The sequence below is a fragment of the Microcella sp. genome (assembly GCF_051860105.1).
Classification (GTDB): Bacteria; Actinomycetota; Actinomycetes; order Actinomycetales; family Microbacteriaceae; genus Microcella.
This window is the reverse complement of record NZ_JBHYEO010000008.1, coordinates 23993-42874: the sequence shown is the minus strand read 5'-3', so window position 1 is coordinate 42874 and position 18882 is coordinate 23993. Positions and strand designations below refer to the sequence as shown.

20 protein-coding genes and 2 tRNA genes are annotated in these 18882 nt (G+C 69.7%); 10 read left to right on the top strand and 12 right to left on the bottom strand.

Annotated features, from left to right (window positions below):
• Positions 1 to 8: 8 nt before the first annotated feature.
• From clpS to orn, 3 genes are all read right to left on the bottom strand, one after another.
• Positions 9 to 317: an ATP-dependent Clp protease adapter ClpS gene (gene clpS, locus ACTIE9_RS06370; protein WP_439564738.1), complete on the bottom strand. Its 309-nt coding sequence runs from the start codon at positions 315 to 317 to the stop codon at positions 9 to 11.
• A gap of 74 nt (positions 318 to 391) precedes the next feature.
• Positions 392 to 467, bottom strand: a tRNA-His gene (locus tag ACTIE9_RS06365).
• Positions 468 to 505: 38 nt separating this feature from the next.
• Positions 506 to 1126, bottom strand: coding sequence for an oligoribonuclease (orn, locus tag ACTIE9_RS06360; RefSeq protein ID WP_439564737.1), 621 nt, complete (start codon positions 1124 to 1126; stop codon positions 506 to 508).
• Positions 1127 to 1191: 65 nt separating this feature from the next.
• On the opposite strand from orn, the gene ACTIE9_RS06355 reads away from it, so the two are divergent.
• The 5 genes from ACTIE9_RS06355 (at position 1192) to ACTIE9_RS06335 (ending at position 4763) form a co-directional block, all read left to right on the top strand.
• Positions 1192 to 1455: a thioredoxin family protein gene (locus tag ACTIE9_RS06355; protein WP_439564736.1), complete on the top strand. Its 264-nt coding sequence runs from the start codon at positions 1192 to 1194 to the stop codon at positions 1453 to 1455.
• 24 nt (positions 1456 to 1479) lie between these two features.
• Positions 1480 to 1552: transfer RNA gene (locus ACTIE9_RS06350), tRNA-Arg, on the top strand.
• Between the two features lie 221 nt (positions 1553 to 1773).
• Positions 1774 to 2754 carry an alpha/beta fold hydrolase gene (locus ACTIE9_RS06345; RefSeq protein WP_439564735.1) on the top strand — a complete coding sequence of 327 codons (981 nt, stop codon included), beginning with the start codon at positions 1774 to 1776 and terminating at the stop codon, positions 2752 to 2754.
• Positions 2755 to 2763: 9 nt separating this feature from the next.
• A complete protein-coding gene (locus ACTIE9_RS06340) occupies positions 2764 to 3270 on the top strand; it encodes a YqhA family protein (RefSeq protein WP_439564734.1) in 507 nt (168 codons plus the stop codon).
• A gap of 98 nt (positions 3271 to 3368) precedes the next feature.
• Entirely contained in the window at positions 3369 to 4763 is a 1395-nt protein-coding gene (locus tag ACTIE9_RS06335; protein ID WP_439564733.1) for a pyridoxal phosphate-dependent decarboxylase family protein, read from the top strand.
• Positions 4764 to 4777: 14 nt separating this feature from the next.
• Here the strand turns inward: ACTIE9_RS06335 and ACTIE9_RS06330 are convergent, their stop codons facing one another.
• The 4 genes from ACTIE9_RS06330 to ACTIE9_RS06315 all read right to left on the bottom strand — a co-directional run bounded on the left by ACTIE9_RS06330 (position 4778) and on the right by ACTIE9_RS06315 (position 8289).
• Positions 4778 to 5479: a hypothetical protein gene (locus tag ACTIE9_RS06330; protein WP_439564732.1), complete on the bottom strand. Its 702-nt coding sequence runs from the start codon at positions 5477 to 5479 to the stop codon at positions 4778 to 4780.
• 33 nt (positions 5480 to 5512) lie between these two features.
• Positions 5513 to 6487 (bottom strand): EamA family transporter, encoded by a 975-nt coding sequence (locus ACTIE9_RS06325; protein ID WP_439564731.1) that lies wholly within the window; start codon positions 6485 to 6487, stop codon positions 5513 to 5515.
• A gap of 9 nt (positions 6488 to 6496) precedes the next feature.
• Positions 6497 to 7519 carry an aldo/keto reductase gene (locus ACTIE9_RS06320; protein WP_439564730.1) on the bottom strand — a complete coding sequence of 341 codons (1023 nt, stop codon included), beginning with the start codon at positions 7517 to 7519 and terminating at the stop codon, positions 6497 to 6499.
• 98 nt (positions 7520 to 7617) lie between these two features.
• Positions 7618 to 8289 carry a DUF4386 domain-containing protein gene (locus ACTIE9_RS06315; protein WP_439564729.1) on the bottom strand — a complete coding sequence of 224 codons (672 nt, stop codon included), beginning with the start codon at positions 8287 to 8289 and terminating at the stop codon, positions 7618 to 7620.
• Between the two features lie 102 nt (positions 8290 to 8391).
• Here ACTIE9_RS06315 and ACTIE9_RS06310 point away from each other — a divergent pair, with 102 nt between their 5' ends.
• Together ACTIE9_RS06310 and ACTIE9_RS06305 are read left to right on the top strand one after the other, a co-directional pair.
• Positions 8392 to 9117, top strand: a complete 726-nt coding sequence (locus ACTIE9_RS06310) for a TetR/AcrR family transcriptional regulator (RefSeq protein WP_439564728.1) — start codon at positions 8392 to 8394, stop codon at positions 9115 to 9117.
• Positions 9118 to 9304: 187 nt separating this feature from the next.
• Complete coding sequence (locus tag ACTIE9_RS06305) at positions 9305 to 9820, top strand: single-stranded DNA-binding protein (protein ID WP_439564727.1); 516 nt, start codon at positions 9305 to 9307, stop codon at positions 9818 to 9820.
• A gap of 27 nt (positions 9821 to 9847) precedes the next feature.
• Here ACTIE9_RS06305 and ACTIE9_RS06300 read toward each other — a convergent pair whose 3' ends face one another.
• From ACTIE9_RS06300 to ACTIE9_RS06285, 4 genes are all read right to left on the bottom strand, one after another.
• Entirely contained in the window at positions 9848 to 10507 is a 660-nt protein-coding gene (locus ACTIE9_RS06300; protein WP_439564726.1) for a response regulator, read from the bottom strand.
• Positions 10504 to 13182, bottom strand: a complete 2679-nt coding sequence (locus ACTIE9_RS06295; RefSeq protein ID WP_439564725.1) for a PAS domain-containing protein — start codon at positions 13180 to 13182, stop codon at positions 10504 to 10506. Before ACTIE9_RS06295 ends, ACTIE9_RS06300 begins: the two co-directional genes overlap by 4 nt.
• Positions 13179 to 13565 (bottom strand): response regulator, encoded by a 387-nt coding sequence (locus tag ACTIE9_RS06290; protein WP_439564724.1) that lies wholly within the window; start codon positions 13563 to 13565, stop codon positions 13179 to 13181. The genes ACTIE9_RS06295 and ACTIE9_RS06290 overlap by 4 nt, the downstream gene beginning before the upstream one ends.
• 64 nt (positions 13566 to 13629) lie before the next feature.
• Complete coding sequence (locus ACTIE9_RS06285) at positions 13630 to 15006, bottom strand: hypothetical protein (RefSeq protein ID WP_439564723.1); 1377 nt, start codon at positions 15004 to 15006, stop codon at positions 13630 to 13632.
• A gap of 316 nt (positions 15007 to 15322) precedes the next feature.
• On the opposite strand from ACTIE9_RS06285, the gene ACTIE9_RS06280 reads away from it, so the two are divergent.
• The 3 genes from ACTIE9_RS06280 to ACTIE9_RS06270 are packed head-to-tail and all read left to right on the top strand — an operon-like array spanning position 15323 to position 18028.
• Positions 15323 to 15859 (top strand): DUF6993 domain-containing protein, encoded by a 537-nt coding sequence (locus tag ACTIE9_RS06280; RefSeq protein WP_439564722.1) that lies wholly within the window; start codon positions 15323 to 15325, stop codon positions 15857 to 15859.
• Between the two features lie 5 nt (positions 15860 to 15864).
• Complete coding sequence (ettA, locus tag ACTIE9_RS06275; protein ID WP_255159051.1) at positions 15865 to 17547, top strand: energy-dependent translational throttle protein EttA; 1683 nt, start codon at positions 15865 to 15867, stop codon at positions 17545 to 17547.
• Positions 17548 to 17563: 16 nt separating this feature from the next.
• On the top strand, positions 17564 to 18028 hold the full coding sequence (locus ACTIE9_RS06270; protein ID WP_439564721.1) for an acyl-CoA thioesterase: 465 nt from the start codon (positions 17564 to 17566) through the stop codon (positions 18026 to 18028).
• On the opposite strand, the gene ACTIE9_RS06265 is transcribed toward ACTIE9_RS06270, so the two are convergent.
• On the bottom strand, positions 18029 to 18838 hold the full coding sequence (locus tag ACTIE9_RS06265; RefSeq protein ID WP_439564720.1) for a glycoside hydrolase family 16 protein: 810 nt from the start codon (positions 18836 to 18838) through the stop codon (positions 18029 to 18031). It abuts the gene before it with no gap.
• Between the last annotated feature and the right edge of the window lie 44 nt (positions 18839 to 18882).

Genomic DNA, 18882 nt, shown 5'->3' with positions numbered 1-18882 from the left:
GGTGATCCTCACGAGCCCGGCGCCCGCTCGACCGTGGCCCACAGGCCGTACTCGTGCATCGCCTCGGCGTGGCGCTCCATGTGCTCGCGGTTGCCGTGGGCGAGCGTCGCCCGGCCCTCGGTGTGCACCTGCATCATCAGCTGCTCGGCGGTCGGAGCATCCACCCCGAAATGCCGCCGGAAGACCCACGAGACGTAGCTCATGAGATTGACGGGGTCGTTCCACACCACGACCTGCCACGGCACCTCGGCGGCGTGCAGCTCGCGCTCGAGCAACTGCCCGCCGGTCTGCGGTGTCGAGGGGATGCTCGCGGCCATGCGACCAGTCTGCCCGCCGACGCTGACAAGCCCGGCAGAACAGGCCGGAGCGGCCCGAACCGAGGGGCAGAACTTGGGGTGAGTAACGGGGCTTGAACCCGCGACCTCCTGGACCACAACCAGGCGCTCTGCCAGCTGAGCTATACCCACCATGCTGGCCACCTCGCGATGGCCGACACGACAGTCTATTACAGGCGGGGCGCCCACTTCTGCACGACCTCGTCGGCGTGCGCCTGCGCCTCCTCCGACGTCGGCCCCGGGTCGGCCACGAAGCCCGCCCGCCGGTAGTACTCGAGCTCGCGGATCGACTCGAGAATGTCGGCGAGCGCCCGGTGGCCGCCGTTCTTCGCGGGGGCGTTGAAGTACACGCGCGGGAACCAGCGGCGCACGAGCTCTTTGATGCTCGAGACATCGACCGAGCGGTAGTGCAAGTGCGCGTCGACGCTCGGCATCGAACGGGCGATGAAGGCGCGGTCGGTTCCGATCGTGTTGCCGGCGAGCGGCGCCTGCCCCGCCGTCGGCACGTGCTCGGTGATGTAGGCGAGCACCTGCTGCTCGGCCGCCTCGAGCGCGATCCCGGAATCGAGCTCATCCAGCAGTCCGCTCGCGGCGTGCATCTCGCGCACGAAATCGCCCATGTTCGCCAGGCCCGCCTCCGTCGGCGCGATCACGACACTGAAGCCGGGATGCACGGGCTCGAGCTCGTAGTCGGTGATGACCACCGCCACCTCGATGAGGTCGTCGACCGCCAGATCGAGCCCCGTCATCTCGCAGTCGATCCAGACGAGGCGATCGGTCGTTGAACTCACCGGGGCAGTCTACCGGCTCGGCCCGACCGGCATCCGCGGGCCGGAGCCCGGCGTACCCTGGAAGCGTGCGCCTCGAACTCTTCACCTCCGCCTTCTGCGACCCGTGCCATCGGGCGCGCGAGGTGGTCGCCGAAGCGCAGCGGCTCGTGCCCGACCTCGACGTCGACGAGCGGGATGTCGCGGCGCACCAGACCCGCGCCGCCGAGCTCGGCATCACCAGCACGCCGACCACGATCATCTACGACCGCGACGGTGGCGAGGTGCTGCGGGCCTCCGGAGTTCCCACCCTGCCTCGCCTGTTGACCGCGCTCGCGCAGGCGCTCGACTGACGCCCTCCGCTACCCTGACAGAGAGCCCCCGTAGCTCAGCGGATAGAGCAGGAGCCTTCTAATCTCTTGGCCGCAGGTTCGATTCCTGCCGGGGGCGCAGTGTTCATGGCTGCGCCGCCGCTCCTGCGGCGCAGCGTCCGCTTCCGCGCGACGAGCCGCGGTCGTCGCGCTTCGCGGTCTCATGCCGGGTTGCTCGTCGGTCGCTCCTGCGGCGCAGCGTCCGCTTCCGCGCGACCAGCGCGGTCGTCGCGCTTCGCGGTCTCATGCCGGGTTGCTCGGATCGCCGCTCCTGCGGCGCAGCGTGCGTAGGGTGAGGGCATGCGACGCTTCCGGCGGGTCATGCTCATCGCGCTGGCGAGCGGCATCCTCGCGTTCCTGATCGTGCCGTTCCTGGTGCCGGTCGAGACCACGGGCACCCTGACGGAGCGGGAGGCCGCGGGCCCGGGAGCGCAGTTCGTCGAGGTCGGCGGGCTGAGCGTGCACGTCGAGACGGCCGCGTACACGGGCGAGAGCGCCGATGCACCGGTGATCGTGCTGCTGCACGGCTTCGGCGCGAGCACCTTCTCGTGGCGGGAGGTCATCGAGCCCTTGGCCGCGCTCGGCGACGTCGTCGCCTACGACCGGCCCGCGTTCGGCTTCACCGAACGTCCGACCGACTGGGAGGGCGAGAACCCGTACGGCGTGCCCGGCAACCTCGCACTCCTCGACGCGGTTCTCGAGCGCTTCGCGGATGCCCGCGATGTGATCCTTGTCGGCCACTCGGCGGGCGGCCTCATCGCGGGGGAGTTCGCCCGGCTGAACCCCGACCGCGTCGAGGCTCTCGTGCTCGTCGCGCCGGCCGTGCTGACCACGGGAGGGGTGCCCGCCTGGTTCGCTCCCGCGCTCGCCGTGCCGCAGTTCGACCGCCTCGGGCCGCTGCTCGTGCAGGGCATCGCCTCCTCGGGCGAGCAGCTGCTCGAGCAGAGCTTCGTCGACCCGGCGGCCGTGACCGATGCGGTGCGCGCCGGCTACCGCGCACCGCTGACGGTGATCGGCTGGGAGGCGGGGCTGTGGCGATTCACGGCGGCACCGCGCGACAACGGCCTCGCCGACGGCCTCGACGGCCTGACCGTGTCGACGCTGCTCATCACGGGTGACGCCGACACCGTCGTGCCGACGGCCGACACCGAGCGGCTGGCCACGCTGCTGCCCGCGGCCGAGCTCGTCGTGATCCCGCGTGCGGGCCATCTGCCGCAGGAGGAGACGCCCGAGCAGTTCGTCGCCGCACTGCTCGACTGGTTCGGAGCCAGCAGGACGTAGCATCGGCGCATGCGACGCATTCTCGGTGCCACCCGCTTCGTCGTGGCGCTCCCGGCCGTGGCCGCCATCCTCGGCGGGATCCTGCTCATGCTGCAGGGGTCGGTCGCCACGGTCGTGGTGATCATCGACACCGTCTGGTTCGGGGCCGACCTCAAGACCACGACGGTCGACGTGCTCACGGCGATCGATGCGATCCTGCTCGGCACGGTGCTGCTCGTCATCGGCTACGGCCTCTACGAGCTCTTCGTCGACGCCGATCTGCCGGTGCCCGCCTGGCTGCGGGTCACCAACCTCGACGACCTGAAGTCGAAGCTCGTCGGCGTCGTCGTCGCGATAATCGCCGTCATCTTCGTCGGCGTGCTCGTCGACGCGAACAGGGCCGCCGACGTCATGTCGTACGGCATCGGTGCCGGCGCGATCGTCGCGGGCCTCGCGCTGTTCTCGTATGCCACGCGGAAGGACGGGAAAGCCCCGTCGACGGATCCGCGCAACCGCACCGAGCAGCATCCCGAGTGACTACGGGCAACGAAGCGCGATCACACCGACGGGTCGTACGCCCCCGAACGATCGCGCAGTAGACTCGCACGCACATCCCCGACACGAAGGAGTGCGGCGTGGGCCACAAGCGTGCCGTCACCCTGGCCGAGCTGCTCCCGCAGCCGATCCAGGGCATCCAGACCCTGAAAGACACGTACGGCGAGTGGGATGTCCATCCCAGCCAGCACGTCGACCCCGACCACGTGCAGGCCGTGCTCGGCGAGCTCGTCGCGCGCCTCGACGACAACTTTCCCTACTTCCACCCGCAGTACGCGGGGCAGATGCTCAAGCCGCCGCATCCTGTCGCGGTCGCCGCCTACCTCGCGACGATGCAGCTCAACCCCAACAACCATTCGATCGACGCGAGCCGTGCCACCACGGCCATGGAGCATGAGGTGCTCGACCAGCTCGCCGCCATGTTCGGGTACCCCGATGACTACATGGGCCACCTCACCTGGAGCGGCACGACCGCCAACCTCGAGGCGCTCTGGGTGAGCCGCGAGATCGCGCCCGGCAAGGCGATCGCGCATTCAGCGGATGCCCACTACACGCACTCGCGCATGGGCGAGGTGCTCGGCATCGACACGGTGGGCATCGCGACCGAGGCCGACGGGCGCATGAGCCTCGACGCGCTCGAGCGCGAGCTGCGCACCGGCCGGATCGGCGTCGTCGTGGCAACCCTCGGCACGACGGGCCTGGGCGCTGTCGACCCGCTCGCCGACATCATCCCGCTCGCGCGCGCTCACGGCGCCCGCGTGCACGTCGACACCGCTTACGGCGGGTTCTTCGCGATCATCGCCGACGAGCTCGAGCCCGAGACGGCGCGTCACTTCCGCGCGATCGCGCAGGCCGATTCGGTCGTCGTCGACCCGCACAAGCACGGCCTGCAGCCCTACGGCTGCGGCGCCGTGCTGTTCAACGACCAGTCGATCCTGCGGTTCTACCACCACGAGTCGCCGTACACCTACTTCGCGAGCACCGAGCGGCACTTCGGCGAGATCCAGCTCGAATGCTCACGCGCCGGTGCGAGCGCCGCCGCGCTGTGGGCCACGCTCAAGGTGTTCCCGCTCACGATGCAGGGGCTCGGCGCGATCGTGCTGCCCGGCTACCGCGCCGCGCAGACCTGGCACGGGCTCATCGCCGCGTCAGACATCCTGCAGCCCTACCAGCGCCCCGAGCTCGACATCATCACGTACCTGCCCCGCGTGCGCACGATGGCCGAGCTCGATCGCGTGAGCCACGCGATCTTCGAGATGGCCGCCGACACCGCGCGACCGCAGCAGACGCACCTCGCGACCTACGTCGTCACGCCCGGGCAGCTGCGGGCGCGGGGCATCGAGCTCGAGCAGGACGCCGAGCGGGCGCGCATCATGCGCAGCGTGCTCATGAAGCCCGAGCACGAGCCGCTCATCCCCGAGATGCACCACCACGTGTCGATGTGGTCGCGGCGCGCCTACGAGGCGACGCACTGACCGCCGAGGGCGCGCTACGCGCCTGACGACGGCAGCACGCGCTCGCGCACCACGCTGGCAGGCATGGGCGTCGTGATGATGAGCGGCATGCTGCCGGTGGCCGTCGCCACCGCGGTGGGCGGTTCGGGCGTCAGGGGCGAGCGCTCGAGCGACTCGTTCGTCGCGACCCAGGTCTGGCCGGGGGCGTCGGTGCCAGCGGCGGGCTCGGTCGGCGTCTCGTCGACCTCGAACTGCCAGCGCTCGAGATCGGCGCCGAACAGCTTCTTGGCCGAGCGGGGCTTCTCGCTCCACGCCACGAGCCGGTCACGGTACTCGCCGAGCGTCTGCTGCGCTTGAAACTGGAAGCCGGCCGAGTCGCGCTTCATCGCGGCGAGCTCGTGCGCGGACCAGGTGGCGGCCAGGCCGGCCCCCGCGATCGGCAGCAGCCGGATGCGTGTCTCTGCTTCGGCGATGAGATGGTCGAGCTGCGCGCGCTCGATATCGCCCAGCGAGTTCCACGCGGCGGCTCGCCGGCCGGCGAGCAGGAACCCGCCGATCGCCGCGGTCAGGGCCTCCCGCTGATGCAGCGTGATGAGCCGTTTCGTCGAGCCGCGCCCGATGAGCGCCGCGATCGCCCCCGCGATCACGATCGCCGTCGCGGGGATGATGGCGCCCGAAAGCACCCGCCACCCCTCGTCGGATGCCAGCCATTGCAGAAAACTGTTCCCCCAGTCCATGCGGTGCAGACTACCCCCGAACGGGGGACACGGCTACTCGCGCGAGGATCTCTCTACTGTCGGCACGGTGGCGATCGGTCCGGTCGCGAGCGCCAGGTCGGCGTCGACGACCTTTCCTACGCGGGCGGTCTGGGCCAGGATGATGCCCACGAGCACGATCGCGGCCCCGATGATCTGCACGGCGTCGAGGGTCTCGCCGAGCCACAGCCACGCGACAGCGAAGGCGAAGATGACCTCGCTCGAGGCGACGATGCCCGCCGCGGTGGCCGGCAGGTGCCGCAGGGCCGCAAGGCTCAGCAGGAAGGGCGCGAACGAGCCGAGCAGCACGTTCCAGGCGAGCGGCAGGGCCATCGGAACCTCGAGCACGCCGCCGGCGCCGCCGATGTCGACCGGGGTCGCGAGGATGCTCGGCGAGAGCTCCCACCAGCCGCTCACGAAGCTCCAGAAGACGGCCGCGATGCTCATCGTCCAGAACGACACCGCGAGCGGAGAGATGCGCGCCACCTGCCGTTCGCCCACGAGGAAGTACACGGCGAGGCACACGGCGGCTGCCAGGGCGAGCAGCACCCCGATGACGTCGAGCGTGCTCGCCCACACCTGCGCCACGACGGCGAGGCCGATGAGCACGAAGCCGATCGCGACCCACAGGCGGGCCTTCACGGGCTCCTTGAGCACGAAGTACGCCACGAGCGCCACCATGAGCACGGCCGTGTACTCGAGCAGTAGCGCGATGCCGACGGGCAGGATCTGCACGGCGGCGGCGTACGTCGCCTGCAGCAGTGCGACGCCGACGATGCCGAGCAACAGCATGACCGGCCACTGCGCTCGCGGCAGGCGGAACGCTCGCCGATCGACGACGAGCAGCACGAGCCCGGCGATGACGGCCGTGCCGACGAGGCGGAACTCGGTGACCTGCGCGGGGCTCAGCCCCGCCTCCATGGTCACCTTCGTCACACTGCCGTTGGCCCCGAAGAGCACGGCGGCGAGCAGGGCGTACAGGTATCCCACGAGCGTCGACTAGTTCTTCGCGCCGGTGCCGTGCACCGCGTGCGGGTCGATCGCGGCGAGCTCGTCAGCGGTCAGTGCGGGGGCCTCGAGTGCGTCGAGGCTGTTGTCGAGCTGGCGCACGCTGCTCGCCCCGATGAGCGCGCTCGTCACCTGCGGGTGCCGCAGCACCCACAGCAGCGCGAGCTGGGCGAGCGACTGGCCGCGCGCCTCGGCGATCGCGTTGAGCGCGCGCGCCCGGCCCAGGTAGACCTCGTCGATGTTGTCGCCACTGATCCAGCGACCCTCGGCCGCGCGCGAGTCGGCGGGGATTCCGTCGAGGTACCGAGCGGTGAGCAGCCCCTGCGCGAGCGGGGAGAAGACGATGCTGCCCAGCTCGAGCTCGGCGAGGGCATCCAGCAGGCCGTCTTCCATGCGCCGATCGAACATGTTGTAGCGGGGCTGGTGGATGAGCAGGGGGATGCCCATCTCGCCGAGGATGCGGTGCGCGTCGCGCGTCTGCTGCGCGTCGTAGTTCGAGATGCCGGCGTAGAGGGCCTTGCCGCTCGTGACCGCGGTGGCGAGGGCCCCCATCGTCTCCTCGAGCGGCGTCTCGGGGTCGGGGCGGTGGCTGTAGAAGATGTCGACGTAGTCGAGGCGCATGCGCCGCAGGCTCGCCTCGAGCGAGCTCAGCAGGTACTTGCGCGAGCCCCACTCGCCGTACGGCCCGGGCCACATGTAGTAGCCCGCCTTGCTCGAGATGATGAGCTCGTCCCGGTAGGGCATGAAGTCGTCGTGCAGGATCGTGCCGAAGTTCTCCTCGGCGCTCCCCGCGGGCGGGCCGTAGTTGTTGGCGAGGTCGAAATGCGTCACCCCGCGGTCGAAGGCGCGGCGCAGGATCGCGCGCTGGGTCTCGAGAGGGCGGTCGTCGCCGAAGTTGTTCCACAGGCCGAGGGAGATGCGCGGCAGCCGCAGCCCGCTGCGGCCCACCCGCGCGTAGTCGAGCAGGTCATATCGATTCGAGGCGGCGCGGTACGCGTCATTGGTGTCGGCCATGTGACCAGCGTACGACCGCCGTTGGGCGCTGTCGTTCACGCCTCGTCGAGAGGCTCGCAGCGCTGGTCGGCAGCGCTGTAGAGCCCCTCGCGCGGTCATCAGCGAGCTGCGGTGGCGGGCGCGGACGCAGTCGTAGCGGCGCTCGGGGTCGGCGCGGGCATCCGCACGCCCTTCACGATCAGCCACACGCCGAGCGAGAACTCCCACAGAGCGATCGGCACGGCGGCGAGAGCGCCGACCGTGCCGGTCTGCTCCCAGAGGCCCAGCACGACACCGTACGACGAGAGCAGCAGGAGCGGGGCCCCGATGAGCCCGATGATCGGGATGATGCGCGGCACGAGGCGGCCGCGCAGCATGATCGTGCCGAGCAGGAAGGCGTTGATCGACGACATGAATGCCGGGCCGAGCAGGAATGCCGCGTCGTGCAGCTCGACGAGTGCGGGAGCGATGGCAGAAGTCGGGCCCAGGGTGATCAGAGCGAGAACGGCCGCGACCCCGGTGAGAATCACCCCGGCCTCCATGGTGCGTGAGACGACGAAGCCGACCGCGAGGGTCTCGCTGACCCGGCGAGCGAGGGGCAGGATCGCGATCGCCGTACCGACGCAGGTGAACGCGAGCGTGATCTCGAACACGAGACCCCAGGCGGCCAGCCCCGGTTCGGTCTCGCCGGCGAGCAGCGGGGTCTTCAGGGCGAGGGCAGGGAACGACGTGATGAAGGTCGCGAGATAGAAGATGCCCGCCCAGAGGGCGAGGCGGCGGTCGGTGGTCATGGTGTCCTTTCGGGATGTCCGGCCGGGGTGGTGTACGGCGTACACCTTGGCCGTCCGTCACGATAGGCGTACGCTGTACACCATGTCAAGCAGGAGACTCTCGTGACGCCGGCCGACGCGCGAGCGGCGACGGCGCGCACGGCTCCACCCCTCAATCGAACCCAGGTGCTCACGGCGGCCGTCGCCCTCGCCGATCGTGAGGGTCTGGCTGCGGTGAGCATGCGGCACCTCTCCGCCGAGCTCGGCGTCGTGCCCATGGCCCTCTACAAGCACGTCGCCGACAAGGACGATCTCGTCAGCGGCATGATCGACCTCGTTGTCGCGGGGTACCGGCCGCCGGAGGCTGGCCTCGACTGGCGGGAGGCGGTGCGGCAGCGCGTGCTGTCGGCGCGGGATGCCCTGCTCGAGCATCCCTGGCTGCGCACTGCCATCGAAGCCGCCACTCGGCGCACCCCGATTGTGCTGGGTCACATGGATGCCCTCGCCGGGGAGTTCGCGCGCGGCGGCCTCTCGTACGATCTCGTGCACCACGCGATGCACGCCCTCGGTCATCGCATCTGGGGGTTCAGCCCCGAGGCGTTCGCGTCGCCGCCACCGCGCCCCGGCGACACTGCGCCGCCCCCACCGACCGATGTCGAGGCGGAGGCTCAGCGCGCGATGGTCGCGGCGATGGCCCAGCACTTCCCCCACGTAGCGGCGATCGCGCTCGACTCAGCCGCCCGGAGTCCCTCCGGCGCGTGCGATGAGCAGTTCGAGTTCGAATTCACTCTCGACCTGCTGCTCGAGTCGTTCGACCGACTGCACGCGGCGCACTGGAGCTCGTCGTAGCAGTCGCGACCGGCGCTCCTCCCCACCCCCGACCCGTCGGGCGTTCTCCCGCGACCGGATGCTCGGTACGGCGGCGGTGCCGGCGATCGAGCATGCTCGCCCCGGGCGCCGGCGTTCTCCGGCACGAACCGTCGGCGCCCACCCGGCGCCCGATCCGGCGTCGTCACCGATCCCTCAGGAGCACGCCATGACCGACATCATCACCCTGACGGGCCTCGTCGCCACGAGCCCGCGCCACATCGTCACGAGCGAGGGCCTCACGATCACCTCGTTCCGCCTCGCGTCGAACCAGCGCCGCTTCGACCGCACGCAGAACAGCTGGGTCGACGGCGACACCAACTGGTACACCATCACCGCGTTCCGCCAGCTCGGCACGCACGTCGCGAGCTCGGTCGAGAAGGGTCAGCGTGTGATCGTCACCGGCCGTGTGCGCATCCGCGACTGGGAGAGCGGCGAGAAGTCGGGCACCACGATCGAGATCGACGCCGAGTCGATCGGGCACGACCTGACGTGGGGTCGGGCGACGTTCACGCGCAGCGTGATCGCGGCGAAGAGCGAGAGCACCGACGGTGCCGGCACCGCCGACTCGTTCGAGACGGCCGACCCGTCGGGCGCGACGGCCGATGCCGGGCCGGCCGCGGTGCTCGAGACCGATGAGGTCGAGCCCGCGTTCGCGGCGAGCGGGGCATCCACCCCGTTCTGAATCGGTCGGCGAGCGGCGCGCACGCCGCTATCGAACGCGGATCCCCCCGCGCTGCCACATCGTCACGGCCGCGACGCGGGGGTTCGCGTTCTCGCCCGTGTCGAGACCGAGCGCCACGAACAGCCGGTTGAGCATCGTCTCGACCGCTCGCACGGTCGTCCCTCGAGCTTCAGCGAGCGCACGGGTCGAGGCGCCCTCCGCGAGCATGCGCAGCACGTCGGCCTGCGCCGCCGTCACCGTCGGCACGCCGTCATCCGGCCGCTCGTCGTCGAAGAGCCCATCATCGTCCGTCTGCCCGGAGATCGCCCGGTGCACCGCCTCGGCGAGGTCGTCGATGCGCCCGAGCTGCGACTTCACGAGATACACGGCCCCGGGGGGGATCTTCTCTGGGTTCGCGACCGCCAGCTCGGGGGAGCGGTGCGACGTCAGCACGACGAGCCCCACCCACGGAAACTCCTCCGCGACCTGCTGCAGCAGCTCAGACCCCGTCTCGACCGTGCCGAAGTTCAAGTCGCTGACCACCGCGTGCGGATCGACCGCGCGCACCGCCTCGAGCGCTTGCGCGACCGACGTCGCCGCCGTCACCGCGAAGCCCTTGGCTTCCAGCCCGCCGCTGACGAGCGAGAGCGTGAAGGCGTCGTCGTCGGCGATCACGACACGCAACTGGCGGGTCTCCGGCTCGGTCACTCGGTCTCCTCGTCGTTCGATCGGTATTCGCGGAGAGTATCGTGAACGGCCCGCAGCAGCTGGCCCGTCGTGTACGGCTTCGCGAGGAACCGCGCGATCCCCATTCCCACGGCGCGCGACTCACTGCTCCCCGACGTGAGTCCGCTCGAGGCGATGATCGGGATGTCCGGGTGATGCTCCTCGAGGTAGGCGCTCGTCGCCGCGCCGTCCATCACCGGCATCATCATGTCGGTGAGCACCAGGTCGACCGTCTGCCCGCCGTTCTCGATGAGGTCGATGGCGGCTCGGCCATCGGCCGCGGAGATCGTGCGGTAGCCGTGCGCCTCCAGGGTGCGGGTCGTCACGCGACGGATCGACTCCTCGTCGTCGACCACGAGCACCAGCTCGTTGTTCCCGTGGGGAAGCGCGGTACGGCTGGCGGGAGCGGCGACGGTTCCGTCGGTCTCCACACGAGACTCGGGCAGGCCCACCATGAACCGTGTACCGCGATCAGGCTCGCTGTAGACCTGCATGAAGCCGCCGTGGCTGCGCACGATCGCGAGCGAGGTCGCGAGGCCGAGGCCCGTGCCCTTGCCCTGCGTCTTGGTCGTGTAGAACGGCTCGAAGATCTTCTCGATGACCGCCGCGGGCATGCCGTGCCCGTCGTCCTCGACGGCGACGGTGATGTACCGGCCGGGTGCCGGGGCGTGACTGACGGAGAGGTAATCGTCGTCGACCTCGAGCGTGCAGGCTGAGATGCGCAGGTGCCCCGCGCCATCCATCGCGTCCTTCGCGTTCGTGACGAGGTTCACGAGCACCTGCAGCAGCTGGGTCGGGTCGCCGATCGTCGCCGGCAGCTCGTCGGCTCGCTCGACCTCCACGGTGACCGACTTCGGCAGCACGTCGCGGGCGAAGGCCACGAGCTCGTCGAGGAGCGCGTCGATGTCCACGGCGACCCGCTGACCATCGACGCCTCGAGCGAACGAGAGCACCTGCTTGATCATGTCGGCCCCCCGCTTGACCGAGGTCTCCATGGTCGACAGCAGTTCACGACGGAACGGGTCCTGCTCGTCGAGCTCGAGCATCTGCACCGCCATCAGCACGGGAGTGAGCATGTTGTTGAGGTCGTGTGCGATGCCGCCCGCAAGCGTGCCGAGGCTCTCGAGCCGCTGCGCCCGGCTCCGAGCATCCTGCTCGCGACGGTATTCGGTGATATCGGTGTTGACGGCGAAGATCGACTGCGGCTCGCCGTTCTCGTCGTAGAGCAGCTGCCAGCGGCAGTCGACGATCACAGTCCGGCCGTCGCGCGTGCGCTCCTCGAGCTCTCCGAGAAAGGTTCCGGTGCGCATCAGTTCGCCGAGCGCCGCCGTGCGGGCCTCGGCCTCGACTCCGATGAGCTCGAACACGCTGCGCCCGACGGCCTCCTCGGCCGCCCAGCCGTACAGGGTGGCGGCCGCGGCGTTCCAGTAGGTCACGGTTCCGTCGAGCTCACGCAGGAGCATCGCGTCGCTCGCCCGGTCGAGCAGCGCTGCCTGCTGCGCGAGCTGCTTCTGGGTGCGCCGCACGGTCTCGCGCGCGCGCTCGTCTTCGGTCACGTCGCGCACGTACACGGCGAGGCCGTCGCCGGCCGGATACGCCGTGGTCTCGAACCATCGATCGAACGGTTCGTAGTACGCGCGATGCATCACCCGTTCACCCGAGGCGCGAGCACGGTCGAACGCGTCGCGGTAGCCGGCGTCTACTGCCTCCGGGAAGAGCGCCCACAGGGGCGTGCTGCGCAACTGCTCCTCGTCGAACCGCAGCATCTCGCGTGCGCGCGGGTTTGCGTACGAGAGGCGGTCCTCGCCATCGAGGAAGTAGACGCCGTCGGAGATCGACGTGAGCGTGGCGCTCAGGCGCGACTCGAGCTCCCGCTCCCGCTCTCGTGCCGCTACCGTGTCTGAGACGTTCCAGATGGCGCCGTGGGCTCCGACGATCGTTCCGTCGGCCAGAACGTCGGCCTCGCCCAGCGTGCGCACGGTCAGCCGCTCGCCCGAGGCCGTCACCATGACCGTCTCGAAGTCGAACGGCTCACCGTCGGTCAAGCAGCGTTCGAGGAGGTCGCTGACGCCCTCCCGCGATTCATCGGGGTGCATGGCCCAGGCGTCGGCGGTCAGATCGGTGACGTCGTCGGGCAGGCCGAGCATGCGTCGCGCCCCCTCCGACAGCACGACCATCCGGGTCTCGGCGTCGACAGACCAACCACCGAATTGGGCGATCCGTCCGGCGAGCCGCACGAGCTCTTCCCCGCGCCGGGCTTCGACATCGTGCCGGTCGGCCTCGGTGAGGTCGACGGCGGTGCCGAGCACGGCGAGTACGACGCCGTCGACCCGGATTGGCAACAGCGTGACTTCCGCGACGAAGGGCTCGCCGTTCGGGCGCGTCCCCGATCCGCGATACCGCGACGGCGAGCCGCTCAGCGCGGCGTGGAAGTTCGACAGGATCCGTTCGGGGTCGGTCGACCGCGCCGCGAGGGCGAACCTCCGGCCGATGAGCTCTCGCTCCTCGACGCGCAACGACGCGCACAGCGTGCGATTCGCCATCAGGAACAGGCCCTCGAGGTCGAGCACGAACGCCGCGTCGGGGCTCTCCCGCAGGGCGACGCGCAGCGCCCGCACGATCTCATCGAGCCGGGAAGCGACAGGATCGGGAATCACGCCGTACCGCGGGAGTTCTCGAGAAGTCGGCGCACGCGATCAAGGAAGTCGTCGAGGTCGATGGGCTTGCGGGCGAAGTCGCTCGCCGGACCGGTCAGATCGGCAGGGGGACGCAGCTCGCCGCTGAGAACGAGCACCGGTAGGTCGGGTTCGCGTTCGCGCATCGACCCCAGGGTGTCGTGCACGGTTCCTCCGGGCATGTTGATGTCGAGCACGACGAGGTCGGGAGTGTGCTCCGCCGCCGCAGCGATGACCTCGTCGGCATCCCGCGCCTCGAACACGACATAACCGGCGCGTGTCAGAGCCATGCGCAGCACTCCGCGCACGAGAGAGTCGTCATCGGCGATCAGCACTGATGCCGGCGACCCTTCGGGCGTGGTCATGGCTGAAGTGTACGGCGGTGCGGCGCAGCGCCGACAGGGCCGTACGTCCTGGGCCGCACCCCCGTTAGGGGGATGCCCGACCGACCCCGGCGGCGATCTGCGCGAGATCGCGCGAGACGGCCCGCAGGTGATCGAGCACCGAGTCGATCAGGTTCTGCGTCTGGTGAGCGTCGGTGTCGCTGGTCGCGTGGAAGTTCAGCGCCATGATGCAGGCCGCGATGCGCCCCTGCACAGGCCCGTGCATGAGTTCGGAGAGCCGGCTCCGCTCGCGGTCGACAAGCTGCTCGTTGTGCTCGCGCAGAGCGTCGAGCTCGTGCTGCAGCGACGCGAGCCGCGCGTCGGCGTCCTCGTTCGAATCTGCCAGGACGATGGCCGAGAGGTAGGTGCCGCTGGCGATGATGAGTCCGATGGCGAGCAGGGGCACGATGAGGAGCCCGTGCCACGTGATCGGGTCGATGCCGCTGTTGAGCATGAGATAGGTCGCGGCGAGGATACCGAGCAGGGTGGCGACGACTGTCGTCTTCTGTCCGTTGGCGATCAGGGCGTGCGGGCTCACGACCGCGACAGTCGCGGGCACGGCGCCGATGAGGATGGCGGCGGTAATGGTCGAGATGACGACCTCGATGGCCGCCAGAGGTCCGAAGATGCGCCACACGTCGAAGACGACGAGGGTCGTGGTGGCGATCGCGACGAGCAGGGCGGTGAGCCAGGGTCGGCGGGGCGGGATCTCGAGCGCTCGACGCACAGACGCCCGAGCGGGCGGGGGAGGGGCGGCCGTCGAGCGCGCCGAGTCGAGGAGGTCAGCCGTGTCGTCGTGCAGCTGCGAGAGCCGGAGGCTCAGTTCGGCTACCGACGCCCGGTCGAGCGACGTGCGGCTGGCCTCCAGGCTGGCTTCCAGATCGCGCAGGGCGGGAGCGAGCGACTCGGCGATGGCGTGCCGCAGTCTCAGTTGAACGTCGGCGCTGGAGGCGCTGGCTCGGGGTCGCTCGTGCTCGAGCTCGAACTCGGTCACATCCAGAGCGCCGACGATGAGGCGACGACGTTCGAACTGGGCGATCGCGTAGACCAGTGGCGGCACCCACACCAGACTCACGATGCTCCAGACGGCCGTGCGCGTGAGGAATTCCGGGTCGACTCCGGCCACCTCCTGCGCGATCGCGCCTGCGACGATGCCGCGGAGCCCGGCACCGAGCGCCCAGATCGCCAGGATCGTCGCGACCGGGATGATCGCGTGGACGCGCCGGGCGATGGCCGCGCCGATCACGATCACGGCGGCGGTCACGAGGTGCTGGGCGAGCGCCGACACCAGGGGCCACCACCACTCGGGGAAGGGTGTCACCGTCTCGCGGAGCAGCACGAGGAGGGTGCTGGGGGGCAGGAAGGCGACGAGCAGGAGCCAGTGGGCCGCCCAAGGGCCGCCGAGCGCCTCGCGTACGGTCATCGCCGGGTATCCGCCTCTGCGTCTGCCGAGCGGGTGCCGCAGCTCGGGGTCGACCACCATTGTGGCTGAACGACGACGGTCGTCCCTGGTCTCACCCGAAGAGACCAGGAACGACCGTTCATCGCAGGAGCTCGGAATCGACCCGAACGATTCCGAACCACCGGTTCAGCGCGGGCCCCCGGTGATCCCCCGATCACCACCCGCCGTGTTCCGTGTCTGAATCATGCTCTGAGCGCTGGAGCGTCGCAAGGGCACGGCCTCCGGTCGTGTTCGTATTGCGAACGGCCGGGCTCGCCGGGTGCGGCACCGTAGGATCGTGCGGTGGTCGCAGGGTGCGACCACGGGGGGAGGAGGCGAGGCGGGAATGGTGAGACGAGCATCCCCCGCATCGCGGGTCACCCCCCTCGGAGCGGCGGCGCTGGTCGTCGTGATCGCTCTCTCCGCGTGCGTGGCGGATGCACCGGATCCGGTGGGCACCCCGTCAGCATCGCCAGCGACGGCAACACCCTCACCGACCCCGACGGCTGATCCCGAGTTCGTTCCGGGTGGCACGGCAGGGCAGAACCGGCCGTACCTCGAGTTCGTCATCGAGCAGCTGCTGGCGACGACTCCGCAGCCCGCGAGCCTCGCCATCGTCGACACCCTCGTCGCTGCCGGTTTCGACCGCGCGGCGATGGAGGTCACGGCCGATACGACGCGCGTGGGGGATCCCGCCGACTCGATCCTGTTCTCCGTTCTCATCGACGGGCAGTGCCTGCTCGGCCAGGTCGCGCAGGGCACTCTGCAGACCGAGCTCGCCGACGTGCTCGGCTCGGGCCGGTGCCTGGTAGGTCGCACGCTCTCTCTAGACTGAGGGGCATGGCCGAATTCATCTACACCATGGTCCGCGCCCGCAAGGCGGTCGGCGACAAGCTCATCCTCGATGACGTCACGATGTCGTTCTTCCCCGGCGCGAAGATCGGCATGGTCGGCCCCAACGGGGCCGGAAAGTCGACGATCATCAAGATTATGGCGGGCCTCGACACGCCCTCGAACGGCGAGGCGCGCCTCAGCCCCGGCTACACCGTCGGCATCCTCATGCAGGAGCCCGAGCTCGACGAGACCAAGACGGTGCTCGAGAACGTGCAGGACGGCGTGCGCGAGCTCGCCGATAAGCTGCACCGCTTCAATGAGATCTCGCTCGCGATGGCCGACCCCGACGCCGACTTCGACGCTCTGCTGGCCGAGATGGGCACGCTGCAGGAGGAGCTCGACGCGCAGAACGGCTGGGATCTCGATTCGCAGCTGGAGCAGGCGATGGATGCTCTGCGCTGCCCGCCCGGAGACGAGATGGTGACCCACCTCTCTGGTGGTGAGAAGCGCCGCGTAGCGCTGTGCAAGCTGCTGCTCGAGAAACCCGACCTGCTGCTGCTCGACGAGCCCACGAACCACCTCGATGCTGAGAGCGTGCTGTGGCTCGAGCAGCACCTGCAGAAGTACCCCGGTGCCGTCATCGCCATCACCCACGACCGGTACTTCCTCGACCACGTCGCCGAGTGGATCGCCGAGGTCGACCGCGGCCGCCTCTACCCGTACGAGGGCAACTACTCGACCTACCTCGAGAAGAAGGCGGCCCGCCTCGAGGTGCAGGGCAAGAAAGACGCGAAGCTCGCCAAGCGCCTCGAGAGCGAGCTCGAGTGGGTGCGCTCGAACGCCAAGGGTCGTCAGGCCAAGTCGAAGGCCCGCCTCGCGCGCTACGAGGAGATGGCCTCGGAGGCGGAGAAGACGCGCAAGCTCGACTTCGAGGAGATCGTGATCCCCGTCGGCCCGCGCCTGGGATCGCAGGTGATCGAGGCGACGAAGCTCAAGAAGGGCTTCGGCGACCGCGTGCTCATCGACGGCCTCTCGTTCACTCTTCCGCGCAACGGCATCGTGGGGATCATCGGCCCCAACGGCGTCGGCAAGACCACGCTGTTCAAGACCATCGTCGGGCTCGAGGAGCTCGACGGCGGCACCCTCAAGATCGGCGAGACCGTCGACATCTCGTACGTCGACCAGAGCCGTGGCGGCATCGATCCGAACAAGACGCTGTGGGAGGTCGTGAGCGACGGCCTCGACTATATCCAGGTCGGTAAGACTGAGATTCCGTCGCGGGCATACGTCTCGCAGTTCGGTTTCAAGGGCCCCGACCAGCAGAAGAAGGCGGGAGTGCTCTCGGGTGGTGAGCGCAACCGGCTCAACCTCGCGCTGACTCTCAAGCAGGGCGGCAACCTGCTGCTGCTCGACGAGCCCACCAACGACCTCGATGTCGAGACGCTCGGCAGCCTCGAGAACGCGCTGCTCGAGTACCCCGGGTGCGCGGTGGTCATCACGCACGACCGGTGGTTCCTCGACCGCATCGCCACGCACATCCTGGCGTACGAGGGCACCGAGGCGAACCCGTCGTACTGGCACTGGTTCGAGGGCAACTTCGAGGCCTACGAGGCGAACAAGATCGAGCGCCTCGGCCCCGAGGCGGCCAAGCCGCACCGCTCGGCCTACCGCAAGCTCACGCGCGACTGACGCGCGGCGAGACTCGATGACCCGGCTGCACGTCGCTGTTCCCCTGCGGTGGAGCGATCTCGACGCCTACGCGCACGTCAACAATGCGCGGATGTTCACGCTGCTCGAAGAGGCGCGCATCGCCGCCTTCTGGGGCGGCGGAACGACGGGTGCCCCGACCGCGGTGCTGACGACGGGTCCGGGCGCCGACTCGATCACCTTGATCGCCGGCCAGCAGATCGAGTACCGCGCGCAGATCCCGTTCCACCGCGAGCCGCTCGACGTCGAGCTGTGGATCGGCAAGCTCGGCGGAGCGAGCCTGCAGGTCTGCTACGAGGTCTACAGCCCCGTCGGTCACGAACCGCGCACGCTCTATGTGCGCGCCGCCACGACAATCGTGCTGGCCGACCGCGAGTCGGGTGCTCCGCGACGCATCGACGACTTGGAGCGCGCAGCGTGGTCGCCGTTCGTGGAGGCACCGTTGGTCTTCCGGCAGCAGTAGTCAGCGAAGCTGCCACTCGCGCACCCACTGCACTCCGGCCTCGAGCGGGTACTCCGCCGCATCGCGCGGTGTGCCGTCGGGCAGCTCGTAGAGGTTGAGCATGAGCTGCAGGGGGTACGCGGGCGACTGGTCGGCCTCGGCCACGAGCACGTCGTCGATGAAGAAGCGCGCCGCGCCGGGCATCCACTCGACCGAGTAGGTGCGCCACTCGCGCACGTCGTCCGCAGTCTCGACCTGCACGAAGTCGTCGCGCAGGGCGGGGTCGGCGAAGGGGTGGATGCCGAGGCCCACGCGTGCTGAGCCGTCGGGGCGGATGTCGCGGCCGAAGATCTCGACGAGGCACAGTTCGCCCGACTGCTCGGGCACGTGCTCGAACCCGATGAGCCACAGCGCGGTGAGCGCGCGCGGGTGCGGCGACGCCCGCAGGCGCACCTCGATGAGGCCGTGGTGCGGCAGCCACAGTCGACGTTCCGGCTGCGCGGTGCGCACGACGAGCCCCTCGCGGAAGGAATGCTGGCCCGAGCCGCTGCCCACTGGCCCCGATCGAACGCCGGTCTGCAGGTTCGAGACGCGCAGCTCGTCGTTGTACTCCGGGCTCCACGCGGGCTGGTCGTGGTCGATGCGCAGCGTGAGCCCCTCGGGGCCGAGCGCGTACCGCGCGGCTGAGCGCTCGGGGGTGCTCCACTGCGGCAGGTAGTGCGGCAGCCAGCGCGCCGGGTCGAGGTCGGGGCCCGTGAAGCGCTCGTCGACGACGAGCTCATAGCCCGATCGGTCGATCCGCCCGGCGGGCAGGTCGGGGGCGAGGCGCACGCGCCGATGCTAGCGGCCCGCTCTGACACAGTGATTCAACACGA